Source organism: Kineobactrum salinum, assembly GCF_010669285.1.
Taxonomy (GTDB): Bacteria; Pseudomonadota; Gammaproteobacteria; order Pseudomonadales; family Halieaceae; genus Kineobactrum; species Kineobactrum salinum.
In genome coordinates, this window is sequence record NZ_CP048711.1 from 1,031,231 (window position 1) to 1,047,361 (window position 16,131).

At 63.8% G+C, this 16,131-nt stretch carries 9 protein-coding genes and 1 pseudogene; 1 reads left to right on the top strand and 9 read right to left on the bottom strand.

The window, feature by feature from the left end:
- Positions 1-58 precede the first annotated feature (58 nt).
- The 8 genes and pseudogenes from G3T16_RS04445 to G3T16_RS04480 form a co-directional block, all read right to left on the bottom strand.
- Entirely contained in the window at positions 59-1,366 is a 1,308-nt protein-coding gene (locus tag G3T16_RS04445) for an HlyD family type I secretion periplasmic adaptor subunit (protein ID WP_163493997.1), read from the bottom strand.
- Positions 1,363-3,099, bottom strand: coding sequence for a type I secretion system permease/ATPase (locus G3T16_RS04450; protein ID WP_163493998.1), 1,737 nt, complete (start codon positions 3,097-3,099; stop codon positions 1,363-1,365). Before G3T16_RS04450 ends, G3T16_RS04445 begins: the two co-directional genes overlap by 4 nt.
- A 43-nt stretch (positions 3,100-3,142) precedes the next feature.
- The gene (locus G3T16_RS04455; RefSeq protein ID WP_163493999.1) at positions 3,143-4,981 is read right to left on the bottom strand and encodes a calcium-binding protein; all 1,839 of its coding nucleotides are present in this window, start codon (positions 4,979-4,981) and stop codon (positions 3,143-3,145) included.
- A gap of 60 nt (positions 4,982-5,041) precedes the next feature.
- Entirely contained in the window at positions 5,042-6,628 is a 1,587-nt protein-coding gene (locus G3T16_RS20940; RefSeq protein WP_197911899.1) for an autotransporter domain-containing protein, read from the bottom strand.
- A gap of 44 nt (positions 6,629-6,672) precedes the next feature.
- A pseudogene (locus G3T16_RS21665) lies at positions 6,673-7,353 on the bottom strand (cadherin-like domain-containing protein); the annotation flags it as partial.
- A gap of 437 nt (positions 7,354-7,790) precedes the next feature.
- Complete coding sequence (locus G3T16_RS04470) at positions 7,791-9,545, bottom strand: SulP family inorganic anion transporter (protein ID WP_332102863.1); 1,755 nt, start codon at positions 9,543-9,545, stop codon at positions 7,791-7,793.
- Between the two features lie 11 nt (positions 9,546-9,556).
- A complete protein-coding gene (locus G3T16_RS04475; RefSeq protein WP_163494002.1) occupies positions 9,557-10,549 on the bottom strand; it encodes a cytochrome d ubiquinol oxidase subunit II in 993 nt (330 codons plus the stop codon).
- A 1-nt stretch (position 10,550) separates the two neighbouring features.
- Positions 10,551-11,891, bottom strand: a complete 1,341-nt coding sequence (locus G3T16_RS04480; RefSeq protein ID WP_163496965.1) for a cytochrome ubiquinol oxidase subunit I — start codon at positions 11,889-11,891, stop codon at positions 10,551-10,553.
- A gap of 304 nt (positions 11,892-12,195) precedes the next feature.
- On the opposite strand from G3T16_RS04480, the gene G3T16_RS04485 reads away from it, so the two are divergent.
- Positions 12,196-13,836, top strand: coding sequence for an acetolactate synthase large subunit (locus G3T16_RS04485; RefSeq protein ID WP_163494003.1), 1,641 nt, complete (start codon positions 12,196-12,198; stop codon positions 13,834-13,836).
- 494 nt (positions 13,837-14,330) lie between these two features.
- On the opposite strand, the gene G3T16_RS04490 is transcribed toward G3T16_RS04485, so the two are convergent.
- Entirely contained in the window at positions 14,331-16,109 is a 1,779-nt protein-coding gene (locus G3T16_RS04490) for a DUF885 domain-containing protein (RefSeq protein ID WP_232059265.1), read from the bottom strand.
- Between the last annotated feature and the right edge of the window lie 22 nt (positions 16,110-16,131).

A 16,131-nucleotide genomic window follows, 5' to 3' on the forward strand; every position in this document is an offset into this window, starting at 1 on the left:
CCAGTACTCTTTCACGGTGATTTTGACGGATTCAGCCAGCCCTGAAGCGGTCCAGTGCCTAGTCCTCGATAAAGGAGCGCGCCATCACATTGCTGGCGGGCTGCAACAGATACTGCAACAACGTGCGGCTGCCGGTGTTGATCAATACTTCCGCCGGCATGCCGGGGACCAACCGCATCTGTGGCATGCGGGCCAGGCTGGCCGGGTCGACCTCGACCTGGGCCAGGTAGTAGGGCGTGCCGGTAGCCTCCCGCAGCAGGCGATCGGCCGAGATATTGAGAATGGAGCCCTGGGCCACCAGCGTGGTAGCACCCTTGAAGGCGCTGAAGCGGATCCGGGCGCTGTCGCCGGCCTGGACCCGGTCGATGTCGCCCGGGGCGATCTCCGCGTCGATCACCAGTTGTTGCTGCTCCGGCACGATATCCATCAGCGAGGTGCCGGGCCCGATCACACCGCCCACCGTGTGCACGGCCAGACCGAGTACCACGCCGCTCACCGGAGCGCGAATCACAGAGCGGGCAATCCGGTCTTCTATCGCCCGCAGCCGCTCCCCGAAATCATACAGTTTTGCCTGGACCTCCTCCAGCTCGTCGACAATTTCCCGGTGACGATTCAGGTCCAGCTGGATGATCTGCAGCCGGGTTTCGCCGATGCGGATCTCGTTGCCGGCAATTCTCGACAGGGCCTCGGCATTTTCGCCCACCAGGCTGGCCTGCTCCCGTTCCATCTCGGTGAGGCGTTGTTTGCCGGTAAAGCCCTGTTCCTGCAGGCGCCGCAGGTCCCGAATCTCCACCGCGTAGGACTCCAGCAGGCGGCCATTGCTGTCGCGCACCGCGCCTATGCCCTCGTTCTGGGCACTGAGCTGGTCGATGCGCTGCTCCAGCACCTCCCGTTCCCCCGCGCTGGCCTCCCGCCTGGCACGAAACACGGCGTCCTGGCTGGCGATGGCCGCATCCACCCGGGTGTCACTCAGCCCGGTCAGTTCCAGCGGATACACCACGGCGTCCAGATCGTCCCGTTCCGCCAGCAGGCGCGCCTCCAAGGCCTTCAGGCTCACGTACTGGCCGCGCAGCACCGTGCGCTCCGCCGCCAGCTGGGTCGTGTCCAGCCGTACCAGTGGCTCACCCTGGCTGACATGGGCACCTTCGGCGACCAGGATTTCCTCGACGATCCCGCCCTCCAGGTGCTGCAGGGTCTTGCGGTAGTCCTTGACCGTGACCACGCCAGGTGCCAGCGCCGCGCTTTCCAGCGGCGCCAGCGCAGCCCAGCCGCCGAAGACCACAAAGGTGAGCAACACGATCACGGCTCCGATCCAGCGGTAACGCAGATCGCTGGCGTCGGGTGGCAGTTGGGCGGCCGCCGTCATCCGCTCGTCGTCCCGGAGCCGGCGGCCTGCCTGCGCGCCAGCGCAGCGCTGCGCTGTGTATCCATTTTGGCCAGGACCTCTGCTTTGGGCCCGTACAGCACCACCCGGCCCTCCTTCAGCACCAGCAACTTGTCCACCGCAGCGAGGATTGTGTTGCGATGGGAGATCACGATGATCGTCGCGCCGCGCTGCTTCTCTGCGCGCAGCGCATTGATCAGGGCGTGCTCGCCCTCATCGTCGAGGTTGGAATTGGGCTCATCCAGCACGATCAGCTGAGGGTTCCCGTACAGCGCCCGCGCCAGCGCCAGCCGCTGGCGCTGACCGGCCGACAGCGCGCTGCCCGCGTCGCCGATTTCCATGTCATAGCCCTGGGGCAGCCGCAGGATGGCATCGTGTACGCTGGCCAGTTTGGCCGCGGCCACCACCCTGGCCGGATCGATCTCGCCGAAGCGGGCGATATTGGCACTGACGCTGCCGTCAAACAGCTCCACATCCTGGGGCAGGTAGCCGACATGCGGGCCCAGCTCGGCGCGATCCCAGCTGAAAATCTCCGCCCCGTCCAGCCGCATGCTGCCTGTGGTGGTCGGCCAGATGCCCAGGATCGCCCGCGCCAGCGAGGTCTTGCCGGAGGCGCTGGGGCCGATCAGCGCTACCGCCTCGCCCGGTTCAATCCGGAAGCTGGCATTGCGCACCACCAGAAAGCGCTGCCCCGGCGGCGCCAGCGACACGTTTTCCGCTGCCACCAGACCCTTTGGTGCCGGCAGGGACATGCGCTGCCGGCGTTCGGGAATCCGGCTCAGCAACTCCTGCAGCCGCTGATAGTGCAGCCGCGCCTGCACCCACTGGCGCCAGCTGCCGATCACCATGTCCACCGGCGCCAGCGCCCGTCCCAGCAGGATCGAACCGGCGATCATGACGCCCGGGGTGATGCGCTGGTCGATCACCAGCCAGGCTCCCAGGCCCAGGATCAGGGACTGCACCGCCAGCCGGAATACCCGCGACACCGACGCCAGCAGGCCGGCGCGGGCCGAAGCCCGGGTCTGGCTGGCCAGTACCCGATAGTGCAACTGCTGCCAGTGCCGGCGCACATCCGCCAGCATGCCCATGGACTCCACCACCTCGGCATTGCGCAGGTTCTTCACCACAAAAGCGTTGCTGTCCAGCGAGGCCGCGCCCGCTTCCTGCAACGGCGCCCGGCTCAGGTTGGCGTTGAGCAGGGCCAGGCCCAGCAGCACGGCCGCGGACACCAGCGCCACCAGGCCGAACAGCGGATGCAACAGATACAGCACCAGCAGATAGACCGGCAGCCAGGGCGCGTCAAACAGCGCCACCGGGCCAGAGCCGGCAATGTACTGGCGCAGCCCGGCCAGATCGGTCAGTGCCTGGCCCTGGGCGGCCTTACCGCCGGTATACAGCGCCTCGCGGAAGGACAGGCCAAATACCCGCTGGTCCAGCAGCAGTTGCAGACGCAGGCCCAGGCGCAGCAGAATCTGGCCGCGCACCCACTCCAGGGCGCCTATGGTGAGGAACATCAGCAGGACAACCAGCGTGAGCATGAGCAGCGTGGGGATGCTGCCGCTGGTGATGACGCGGTCGTACACCTGCAACATGTAGATGGCCGGGGCCAGCAGCAGCAGATTGATACCGCAGCTGAACAGCGCCACCGCCAGCAGCGAGGAGCGGCAGCCCGCAAGCGCCCGGTAGAGCTCCCCGTGTTGCCCGGAAGCGGTCACGGGGAAGACCCTGGCGGCCGGTATTCACCCGCAGCGATAGCCATCACCCCACGTCGTTGAACCACAGGTCGTACTGGCGCTCTTCAAACAGGAAGATACCGGTGCCCGAGCCGTCGGCCAGCGGGTCATCATAGAGGTCCGCAGCGGTCAGTTCGCCGGGGGCGAAATCGCCGGACAGGCCAAACACGGTAAAGGCGAGATCACTGGTGGCGCGGAAGTCGCCGTCACCGTCGGCGTCCACGTAGACCGCGATGGCATCCTGACCTTCCTGCTGGGGATCGAAGGGCCGGTATTCCACCCGCAGGCCACGAAAAGCTTCGGACCCGGCATCGAAGAAGAAATCCTCGGCGACGCTGTCCTGCCCTTCACCCAGTGTCTCGTAGGTAAAGCCCTCCAGACCCACGAAGGTGAACAGAATGTCCTGCACCGGCACCCGACTGCCGGGATCACCCACCCCGGTGGAGCCGGGGTCCAGCAGATAGTCGGTGATGCCCAGATCGATCAGGTTGAACTTGTCCTGGCCGCCCAGCAGGCTATCCGGGACAACCGCATCGACATCAAGGCCTGAAAAAATATCGTAATTGCCACCCTGGGACTGCCCGGGAGAACGGTAGACCACCTCGAACGACAGCGGCACATTGGTCTCGGTATTCAAATCCTCCACCGTCAGGTCCAGCAGGCCGTCCGTGAAGTCACTGCTCTGCTCCACCTGGACCAGCAGGTTTTCGAGCCCCATCGCATCGGTCCCGTCCTCCACCACATAGCGGGCCTGCAGGTTCTCGGACTGGTCGGAGATCTCGAAATTGACGACCGGCTGGTCGAACTCGTCGACGGTGTCGAAGAAGCTGAACATGGACGCGAATTGCAGATCGATGTTGGTGTCGTATACCGGGAACACCAGCAGGTCCTGGGCGGCATTGAAGTCCTCCACGATATCCGGGCCGGAGTCGTTCTCATTGGACACGTCGGGGCCGGTATACGGCAGGATCTCCAGCGCAAGGCCGGTGGGTATATCGTAGTTGTCGGCGAAGTAGAAGCGGTCGCGCCCCTCGCCGCCCACCAGGGTATCGCGCCCCGCGCTCGCGTAGATATGGTCGTTGCCCACGCCGCCATCGACGTAGTCGAAGCCGTCGCCGCCGAACAGCAGGTCACCGTCGGCAACGTAGACATAAGGAGCGTCCGGATCCCCCGCTGGCGCATCGCGCAGATGGCCGTAGAGTTCGTCTTCGCCGGTCCCGCCCAGGAGGATGTCGGCACCCTCGCCACCCTCGACGCGGGCCGTATCCAGGGCCCCGACGAAGACATCGTCGCCGGCCCCGGCAAAGTAACTGTTGCTACCGGCATAGCTGGGATCGAAATTGCTGTTGCCGTAGAAAATATTGTCGCCGGCGTTGCCGATGATGCGGTAGCCGGAGTAGGGAAAATCACCACCGGGTGCATCGAAAGGCGCCACTGAGCCGACCAGGATATCCAGCGCGGCGGTGCCGGTAGCGGAGAAATCAAAGGTACCCATCACGCTGTCGTAGCTCAGGAAGGTCTCCGACTGGGCAGCAAACAGCTCGCCGTCCGTGATGTCATAGATCACGCCGTCGCTGGCTATCGTGGCTTCGGTCAGTTGCAGGATGGCAAAGCCATTCAGCGCGATTGCGTCCACCGGCTGGTAGCTGTTCAGGTTGCCCACGGAAATGGCACTGTCGGGCAGTCCCGAGCCGGTCAGGCTCAGCCCGGTGCGGGTTACTTCGGACAGGTCCAGACTGTCGATCTGGTAGGGCACACCCAGCAGCTCCGACAGGTCCTGGGAGATCTGGGCCAGATCCAGATTCTCCGAAATGGTCAACCCGAGAGTCCCGAAGGCTGCGTCAGACAGTTTTAAAGATGCCATATCCCTACCCCAAGCAAATAGTGTGTATCGATCGCGCGGGCTGCGTCACAGCCTGCGCTCTCAGAATGATGCTTCCCAGCGCATGCCGAATGAAACGATCTCCCCACTCAGGCCATCGTAACTGCCCAGCGCCTGATAGGAGACAAAGCCGCTCAAGCCGTAGGCGAACTGGGCAGCGACGCCGGCGCCATAGACCATGTATGTGGTATCGGGATCATCGACCTGGATTTGCAGTATCTCCTCCGCCACCTCGTCGGCAAAGGGATCGTTGGCGAAGCGATAGCGGACGCCATCGGCGCTGTCTTCCAGTTCGCGGGTATACTCGAGCCGCAGATAGGGCGTCACCACCCCCCAGCTGGGCAGAAAGCTGTAACTGACCTGGCCACTGGCGGTCAGGCTCATGGACTGCACACTCTGATCGCCGACAACGAGGTCGAGGCCCTGGGCGCCGGTCTCGGTAAAGCCGTCGACCTCGCCATCGAGGTAGAAAAAACGTATCAGGGGATCGAGCTTGAGCGATCCCCGGCTCCAGGTATAGCCCGCGTTGACACTGACATAGTACTCTGAACCATCGGTAGAGCCGGTGGCCACGCGGTCGACCGTGCTGGCATAGTCCTCGTAGAGGATTCTGCGCTCTGTATCGATATCGGACCAGCCGTAACTGAAGATGCCGTCCACATAGCCATTACCTGAATACAGGCTGCCATAGAGTGCCAGCGAATAGTTGTCGGTGCGGGTTTCACCCGAATCCTGGTCGAAATTGACTTCGGCCTGGCCCACCGAGACCGAGGCGCCGACGAAGGCGTTGTCGGTGAGCCGGTAGTCGGCTCCCAGGGTCAGGGTCTGGGCGTCAAAATCGAAGCCGGATTCCAGCGCGGTGGTGTCCTGGTCACCGAAGCTGAGATCGCCGCGCACAAACAGACCCAGCCGGCTGGTCGCCAACATCTCGTCGCCACTGGCGCCGATGCCCATGGCGCCCAGACTCTCATCCAGCATGCGCTCCAGCTCCTGGCCCGAGACCGTGCTGTTGCCGTAATTCAGGTTCAGACCGGCGAGGCTGACACCCCGCGAGCCCCCGCGTACTCTCGACATGCGGCCACCGATACTGCGAAAACGGGAGAAGGACAGCACCCGCACTGCCTTGCCGATCGCCGCCAGCTCTTCCGGCGTAATCGCCTTCAGCGCCGCCAGCGCCTGCTCCGCCGTCGTGCCCTGCTGGCGCAGGCTGGTGCACAGCTCCAGCAGGTCCTGCTGGGCTTCATCGCCGGGCTGCAGCCGGGTACAGATGCTGTCGATCCGCCGCGACAGGCGCAATTCATTCGGCGTGGCATCCGCCACCACACTGGTGCCGTCGGCATCTTCCTTGCCGGTCACGCCGTCGTCGCCGGTTTCATCGGCGTCCACTGCCAGAGTCACGGTGGCGATATTGGACTCCAGACCATCGGCAGCGCGCACCAGGTAGGTGAAGCTGTCAGTGCCGGAGAAGCCGGCAAATGGCCGGTAGACAAAACTGCCATCGGCATTCAGCTCCAGCTCGCCGCCTTCGGGGTCTGACACCTTGACCGCTTCCAGTTGACCGGGGTTGGCATACAGGTCGTTGTCCAGCAGGTTGCCATTGGTGTAGTCGCCGCCGAAATCATCGTCCACCGCGATCGGCGGCGCACCCGGCCCGGGGTGGGCACCGAGAGGTTCACCGTAACCACGTCGCTGTTCAACTCGCCGTCCGAGGCGCGGTAACTGAATGAGTCCGGGCCCACATAACCGGTATTGGGCGTATAGGAGAAGCTGCCGTCGGCATTGAGCTGCAGGCTGCCGTTACTGGTGCTGTTGACCAGAATCGCGGTGAGGCTGTCGCCGTCGGGATCACTGTCGTTGGCCAACACATTGGCGCCCGCGAAGTCGCTGCCGAAGTCATCCGCGACGGCCTGGGGAGCGCGGTTTTCGGGTTCCGCTACAGTCAGCGTCACCGTGGCCACGTTGCTCTGCGCCTGGCCGTCAGAGGCCCTGTAGGTAAATGAGTCCTCGCCGGCAAAGCCCTCGTTCGGCGTATAGCTGAAGCTGCCGCTGGCGTTGAGTACCAGGCTGCCGTTCTGGGGGGAACCGACCAGCACCGCAGTGAGACTGTCGCCATCGGCATCGCTGTCATTGGCCAGCACGTTCTGGCCCGCATAGTTTTCCCCGAACACATCGTTGGCCGCGACCGGCGCGGTGTTGGGGGCTGGACGGTACCGCAGGCCGGGTCGACGCTGTTGTGGTAAGTGTTGGTGATAGTGACAATCGGCAGGCCCAGGATATTGTCGTTGCCGTCGAACAGGGCCAGCCGCACCTCCTGATTGAGCGTCGCGCTGTCCTCGAACACATACACCAGGCAGGCGCCCTGGCCACTGAACCCCGTTAGCAGCGCGCCCGGGTCGCCAGGGCTCACATTCTCCGAGGCCAGCACCTCGACCCTGACAATCGCCGGATCACCGAATTCGAGGCTCTGGTCGCGTCCTACCGCGACAGTGGCGGCATTGGCGGCAGCCGTAAACCCCCCCGCGAGCCCGACCAGACCGAGCCCGAGTAAGCGATAGATGTTCATCCTGAAATGATTCTCCCCCAGAGTATCCTGCCCGTGCCTGCTCACGGGATTCACGTTCAACCTGCAGCGCGTACAGTACGCGCTACCGGGCTCGATTTATTGTTCGCCCGACATAGTATGCCACAGGAATCGGCGGGGGCCATGGACAATCCGGCAACATTGCAGTTTCATGCCGGCTGAGCACCAAGGTATAGAGACCCCACCGGGCTGATTGCCCGGCACGAAGATCTAGATTTCCCAGTTGTGGGGCTGCCCGCCGCGGGCCTCGTCCTCCACCGTCATCACGTGCTTGACGGCGTGATGCTGGGACATGAAGACCTTGCCGCTGAGATCCTCCAGAAAATGGGTATGGCGCAGCACGTCCATCACCGGCCCCTTGACCTCCGACAGGTGCAAGCTGATATCGCGTTCCCGCAATTGCCGGTTGATGGACTCCAGCGCCTCCAGGGCACTCAGGTCAATCTCATTCACCGCGGTGCACATCAGGATTACATGCCGCGTCTCGGGCCGCTCCTCGAGCAGCGCATAGAGGCGCGACTCCACGAAACTGGCGTTGGCAAAATACAGGCTTTCGTCGATCCGCAGCGACATGATGTCGCTGCGGGTGATCACTTCGTGGCGCTCGACGTTGCGGTAGTGCTCGGTGCCCGGCACCTCGCCCACCACCGCCATATGCGGGCGGGAGGTCTTGTACAGGTGCAACGCCAGGGACACCAGCACGCCACAGGCAACCCCGATTTCCACCCCCAGCCCCAGGGTGACACCAATGGTTATCGCCACGGCAATAAAATCCGACAGGCCGTAGTCCCAGGTCCGCTTGAGGATAGAAAAATCCACCAGCGAGAGCACTGCGACAATGATTGTGGCCGCCAGGGTGGCATTGGGCAGATAGGCCAGAAAAGGCGTGAAAAACAGCGCCGCCAGCGCAATGCCGGCGGCTGCGATTATGCCCGCAGCCGGTGTGGCCGCGCCGGCATCGAAGTTGACGATGGAGCGGGCGAAGCCCCCGGTTACCGGAAAACCGCCGGAAAAGGCCGCCGCGATGTTGGAGGCCCCCAGCCCGATCAACTCCTGGTCGGGCACGATCCGCTGGCGGCGCCGGGCGGCCAGGGTATGGCCCACGGACACGGATTCAACAAAGCCGATAATGGAGATCAGCAGCGCCGACACCAGCAACTCGCGCCACGCCGGATGCAGCAGCGCCGGCACCACGAACTCCGGCATGCCGCTGTCAACCTGACCGACCAGCGCAACCCCACGCGCTCCCAGGTCCAGCCACCAGGCGATCACAGTGGTGCCTATCACAGCCAGCACCGGCCCGGTACGGGTCAGCAGGTCAGCCCCGAAGTCCGGCATGCCCAGCCACAGCAGCAGCGGTTTCAGGCCGCTGCGCACCCACAACAGAAACAACAGCGTCGCCCCTCCCAGCAGCACGGTGGGCAGATGCAGCGCCGTGGCCTGGCCTGCGAGGCTCAGCAACAGATCCAGCAGATTATCACCGCCGGCCCTGACGCCCAGCACATGCCCGACCTGGTTGACCGCAATGATGACGCCGGAGGCAGTAATGAAACCGGCGATCACCGGGTGAGACAGGAAATTGGCCAGGAAACCCATCCGCAGCAGGCCAAACAGCAGCAGCATTCCCCCGGACATCAGCGCCAGCAGCACCGCCGCCTCGATATAGGCGCTGCTGCCCGGCTGGGCGATCTGACCCACCGCCGAGGCAGTCATCAGCGACACGACTGCCACTGGCCCCACCGACAAGGTACTGCTGGTGCCGAAGATCGCATAGGCCACCAGCGGCAACATGCTGGCAAACAGGCCCATTTCCGCCGGCAGTCCGGCCAGCATCGCATAGGCCAGCGACTGGGGAATCAGCAGCATTGTGACAATCACCGCAGCCAGGCCGTCGCTGGCCAGGGCCTGACGATCGTAGCGCCGTCCCCAGTCCAGTATCGGCAGGTAGCGCTTCAGCCCGTTCAAGGCAGGCTCCGTCATTCGTAGGACAGTGCCGTGGCCTTGCCGTGGAATACGCGATAGACATAGACGGTATAGAACAGGATCATCGGCAGCGTAATCAGCACTCCGACAAGCGTAAACAACAGCGAATCCACTGAGGCTGCCGCCTCCCATATGGTCATGCGGCCTATGATCACGTCCGGGAACACACTGTAGGCCAGGCCCAGCGTGGCCAGCAGGCAGATCGACACGGTGGCGGCATAGAGTAGCCAGCCCCGGGCACGGATGCGCTCCTTGCTCTGCCGCAACAACAGCACATTGGCCCCGAAACACAGTGCGCTCAGCAGCGGCACCGGCGCCAGCAGCAGCGCATTGGGAAAACTGAACCACTTGGCGGCGATACTGCTGCTGACCAGCGGGGTGGCAATGGACACCAGCAACAGGCCCAGCCCCATGGGCCATATCGCCCGCTGCGCCCAGACAATCACCCTGTCCAGCAGTTCACCCTCGGTCTTGATCAGCAGCCAGCCACAGCCCAGTACCAGATACAGGGCCGGCAGCGTCAGGCCGATCAGCGCTGCAAACAGCAGCCCCCGGGGCGACACCTCCAGCCCCGTGACATAGGCTCCCAGCATCCAGCCCTGCGCCACCGATGCGATCAGCGAACCGGCAAAAAAGGCCCGGTTCCACAACTGTTTGCGGTGATCGCCCGCCTTGACCCGCAGGTCGAAGGCCACCCCGCGCAGGATCAGGGCCATCAGCATGATCGTCACCGGCAGGTACAGGTGGGTCAGCACTATCCCGTGGGCGACCGGGAAGGCGATCAGCAGCACACCGACCCCCAGCACGATCCAGGTTTCGTTCGCATCCCAGAATGGTCCGATGGAGGCTACCATGAGATCCTTTTCCGCCTCGTTCCCCAGCGGCAACAGCATGCCCACGCCGAGGTCATAACCGTCCAGGATCACATAGATCAGCAGCGCCAGCCCCATCACCGCCATGTAGACAACCGGCAACCAGTATTCCATCTCAGGCCTCCTTGAACGGCAATACCGGCGCGTTTTCCAGCGAACGCGCGGGCTTGAGCGCCAGTTGGCGCAGCGCACCGATATATGACGCCAGCAAAAAAACATACAGCAGCAGATAGCCCGCCAGGGTACTGCCTACCGTTCCCGCGCTGTGGTCCGCCACCACATCCGCGACCCGCAGTACACCGCTGACGATCCAGGGCTGGCGCCCGATTTCAGTCACATACCAGCCAGCCAGTACTGCCACCCAGCCGGAAAAGGTCATCCACGCCAGCGCGCGCAATACGCCCGGGCCGCAACGGCGGCCGCCGCGCAACTGCCAGGCCGCGTACCAGGACACCAGCAGCATCAGCACCCCGATCCCCAGCATCACCCGAAAGGACCAGAACACCATCGCCACCGGCGGGTGGTCGGCGCCGAAATCGTTGAGTCCGCGCACCTCACCGTCGGGCTCGTGGGTCAGGATCAGACTGGCTGCCTTGGGGACTTCCAGCGCGAAGCGGTTGCTGCGCGAGTCCTCGTCCGGCAGTCCCGCCACGAGGAAGGGCGCGCCGCGCCGGGTTTCCCACAGCGCCTCCATGGCGGCAACCTTGGCCGGCTGGTGCTCCAACGTATTGAGTCCGTGCAGGTCGCCGAGAAAGATCTGCAGCGGAATGAGCCAGGCCGCCATCGTCACGCCGGTACGCATCACCCGCCAGGTACCGGGACCGTCCACCCCGCGCCGGGCCCGCCAGGCACTGACACCGGCGATCAGGAAAGCGCTTGTGAGAAAGGAGGCGACCAGCATGTGCAGGAAGCGGTAGGGAAAGGAGGGGTTGAAAATGACCTCCCACCAGCTCTCCACCATGATGATGCCATCCTCGATACGGTGGCCCGCAGGCGTCTGCATCCAGGAGTTCAGGCTCAGTATCCAGAACGCGGACAGGGTGGTACCAAAGGCCACCAGGAAGGTGCTGGTGAGATGCATCCTGTTGGACACCCTGTCCTTGCCGAACAACATGATGCCGAGAAACGAGGCTTCCAGAAAGAACGCGGTCAGGACCTCGTAACCCAGCAGCGGCCCGGCGATGTTGCCGGCCCGTTCCATGAAGCCGGGCCAGTTGGTGCCGAACTGGAAACTCATGGTCAGACCCGATACCACGCCCATGGCAAAGCTCAGCGCAAACACTTTCACCCAGAAGGTATAGGCGTGCTCCCACTGTTGCTCGCCGCTGCGGCTATAGCGCCAGCGAAAATAAAACAGGACCCAGGCCAGGCCGATGGTGATGGCGGGGAACAGGATATGGAAACTGATATTGGCCGCAAACTGGATACGTGCCAGTAAGAGTGGGTCTGCAAACATGACGACCTCGTTGTCTGCCGGTTCACCGGTGAATGTGCGGCCCTGGAGCGACCTGCCCGCGCTGCTGCCGGGCGGCACTGACAAGCACAGCGCGTACACGATACCCTGCTATCGCCGCCGAGGGAATCGGCTGGCAGCACGATTCGATGCTGCCCTGCCTGCAAAGGCCGCCATTTCCGGGTAATATTGGCCTGGCGGGAAGGGGCAAGCAAGCGGATCGAATGCTACTGTCAGCTTCGTCAGCGGAACACCGCAACAGCGACGGCCAGGCACGGCCGCGGTACAACAATGAGAGGAAGCACAGATGAAAGCATCGGACCTGATGGTAAAAGCGCTGGAAGCGGAGGGCGTTGAGTACATCTTCGGCATTCCCGGAGAGGAAAACCTGGACTTGCTGGAATCGATCCGTCACTCATCCATCAAGCTGGTGCTCACCCGTCACGAGCAGGGCGCGGGCTTTATGGCCGCCACCTATGGCCGCCTCACCGGCAAGGTAGGCGTGTGTCTGTCCACGCTTGGTCCGGGTGCCACCAACCTGGTGACCCCGGCCGCCTATGCCCAGCTGGGCGCCATGCCGATGCTGATGATCACCGGCCAGAAACCGATCAAGACCAGCAAACAGGGCCGCTTCCAGATCATCGACGTGGTCGGCATGATGCGCCCCCTCACCAAATTCACCTGCCAGATCGTCAGCGGCGACCGCATTCCGTCGGTGGTCCGCGAGGCCTTCCGTCTCGCCCACGAAGAGCGGCCCGGTGCGGTGCACATCGAGCTGCCGGAGGACATCGCCGCGGAGGACACCAGCACGCCGCTGATCCCGGCCAGCGCGGTGCGCCGCCCGATCGCCGAGTACAAATCCATCACCGCCGCGATCAACATGATCCAGGAGGCAAAGAGCCCGGTGCTGGTGATCGGCGCCGGCGCCAACCGCAAGCTGACCTGCAAGATGCTGCGCGAGTTTGTCGACAAGACCGGCATCCCCTTCATCACCACCCAGATGGGCAAGGGTGTGCTGGACGAGCACGGCGAACTGTTTCTGGGCAACACCGCGCTGTCCGATGGCGACTTCATCCACCGTGCCCTGCAAAAAGCCGACCTGATCCTGAACATCGGCCACGACGTGGTGGAAAAGCCGCCCTTTTTCATGCACCCGGACAGCGCCAGGGTTATCCATATCAACTTCCAGTCCGCCGCGGTGGACCCGGTCTACTTCCCGCAGCTGGAAGTGGTCGGCGATATCGCCAACAGCATCTGGCAGATAAAGGAGCACATCGTCAGCCAGCCGCACTGGGACTTTTCCTTCTTCCATCAGGTCCACGCCGCCTATACCAAACACCGGCGCGAGCTGGAGGATGACGACCGCTTCCCGATCCTGCCCGAGCGCCTGGTCAAGGACATCCGCCAGGCGCTGCCCCGCGACGGTATCGTGACCCTGGACAACGGCGTCTACAAGATCTGGTTTGCCCGCAACTACCCCGCCGCTTTCCCCAACTCCCTGTTGCTGGACAATGCGCTGGCGACGATGGGCGCCGGCCTGCCCTCGGCGATGGCGGCGAAAATGGTGTTCCCGAACGCAGCGGTCATCTCGGTCTGCGGTGACGGCGGCTTCATGATGAACAGCCAGGAGATGGAAACCGCGGTGCGCCTGGGCCTGCACATCGTCGTCATCATCCTGCGCGACGATGCCTACGGCATGATCAAGTGGAAGCAGGCGCACATGGATTTTGCCAACTACGGCCTGGACTACGGCAATCCCGACTTCGTCGCCTATGCCCAAAGCTACGGCGCCAAGGGCTGGCGCGTGGGGGCCACCGAGGAACTGATGCCGCTGGTCAAGGCCTGCCTGGAAGAACCCGCGGTACACCTGATCGATGTGCCGGTGGACTACAGCCTCAACGACGAAACCCTGAACGTCACCATCCGCCAGTTGAGCCAGGCTCTCTGACCAGCGGTGAGCCAGGCGCTCTGACCAGCGGTTCGCGCCCCGATGACACTGGCCCGAGCCTTGCTCATCTTCCTGCATCTCGCTCATTCTTCCTGCATAGGGTGCGTTGACGAAGGAAACGCACCGGCTCCCCCCATAGGGTGCGTTGACGAAGGAAACGCACCGGTCCCTTGGGCTTGATGCGTTTCCTTCGTCAACGCATCCTATGTAAACCGAGCTTCGTCGTCCCACCCCATGATCACGGGCTCGGGCTTGATGCGTTTCCTTCGTCAACGCATCCTATGTTAAGCGGGCTTCGTCAAAAATATCCGATGAAAGCGGGCCGAAGAGCCTCGTCACAGGGTAAATTTTCTTGAGCAAGCGCCATTGGTCCACGCCCTGGGATCACGGGCCAGTCGGCGGCGCAGTGCCTGAGTCCGGATCGGTCGGCGGCACAGGGCCAGGATCACGAGCCGGCTGGCTGGCGGCGCAGGGCCGTCGGGGTTCGATGCCGGTCAGTAGCCGGTGTCGAACTCCGCATAGGGATCGGGTCCACCGGCGGCGACCCAGTGGTCCAGTTGCTCTTCCAATACGGTCAACGGCACCGAACGCAGGCCCAGGATCAGGTCGTGGAAGTAGCGTTTGTCGAAATCCGGACCCAGCGCCTCTTCAGCCTCAGCGCGCTTGCGCCGGATCAGCATCTCGCCCAGTTTGTAGGCCAGTGCCTGCCCCGGCCAGGAAATATAGCGGTCGATCTCGGTGGTCAGTTCGTGCTCCGACAGCGCGGTGTGCTCGCGCAGGAAGGCCTGAGCCTGCTCCCGGCTCCAGCCGTAGTGGTGCAAGCCGGTATCGATGACCAGCCGCGCCGCGCGCCACATCTCATAGGACAGGCGGCCGAAATGCTCGTAGGGGGTATCGTAGACGCCCATTTCCACGCCCAGCCATTCCGTGTACAGACCCCAACCCTCGCCATAGCCGGAAAAATAATTGTTGGCGCGAAACTCGGGAATCTCCCCCGGCGCCTCGCGCGCAATCGCCGCCTGCAACGCATGCCCCGGTGCGCATTCATGCAGGGTCAGCGCGGTCAGGGTATACAGCGGGCGTGATGGCAGGTTCCAGGTGTTCATCAGGCAGCTCTCCAGACCGCCGCGGCCGCCGGTATAGAAAGGCGCAATCGCATCCGGCACCGGCAGAATGGTGAAGCGCCGCCGCGGCAGGAAGCCGAGTGTATCGCCCAGCGCACCGTCCACCCGCTTGGCCACATAGGCAGAGAAGGCCAGCAGTTCGTGCGGGGTCTTGGCATAAAATTGCGGATCGTTGCGCAAAAATTCCAGGAATGCGGGCATATCCCCGTCAAAGCCACTGGCTTCCTTGGTGGCGACCATCTCCGCGTGGATGCGCGCCACTTCTTCACGCCCCAACGCATGAATTTCCTCCGCGCTCAGCTCCAGCGTGGTAAATCCCTCGATCTGGGATTGATAGAAGGCTGCGCCATCGGGCAGATCCCGCGCCGACAGGCTGGTGCGGGTGCGCGGCAAATATTCCTCGCGCATGAAGGCAAGCAGTTCGCGGTAGGCCGGCACTACCGCTTCGTCGATCGCCCGCCTGGCCTCGGCCTGCAGCGCCTCGCGGCGCGGCGCCGGGATCGCGGCCGGCATCGCCGTCATCGGCGACCAGAAGGGATTGTCCTCAGCGGTGGCCAGATAGGGTTCCAGCGACTGCTCCCGTCCCTCCAGCGTGACCCCGGGCACACTGTAACCACGTGCCAGCCCGGCGCGCATGTTGGCCTGCTGTTCAGCGAAGTAGCGTGGCAGGTCCTGCAGGCGGCCGATATAGTCCCGATAGGCCTGTTCCGAATCAAAACCGCCCATTCGCGGATACAGGCCCTCCCAGAAAAACGTGTCGGAGTTGAGTGGCGCCTCCCAGGTCCGGTAGTGGGTATCGTTGGCCAGCGTGGTCACGATTCGGCGAAAGACCGCGGCATTGATGCGCTCCTCCTCGCTCAGTTCCTCCAGCGGGATCTGATCCAGGGTTGCGAGGCTCTGCTCCCAGTATGCCAGGCGCCGCTGCTGGGAGGCGGCATCCACCCGCGGCAGCCGCCCGCCGCTGCGCCAGCCGTCGTCATCTCGTACCTGGGCCAGTTCCTGCTGCCGCCAGGCATATTCGCTTTGATACAGTTCGCGCAGGCGCGCATCGGCATCCTGCGCCCGGGCGACCGCCGATGACAGGAGCAGCAGCGAACACAGCAGGGCAACCATGGCGGGACGAATGGCGGGGCGAGCGGGACGGGACATCGGCGTACTCCGGCAGCACATC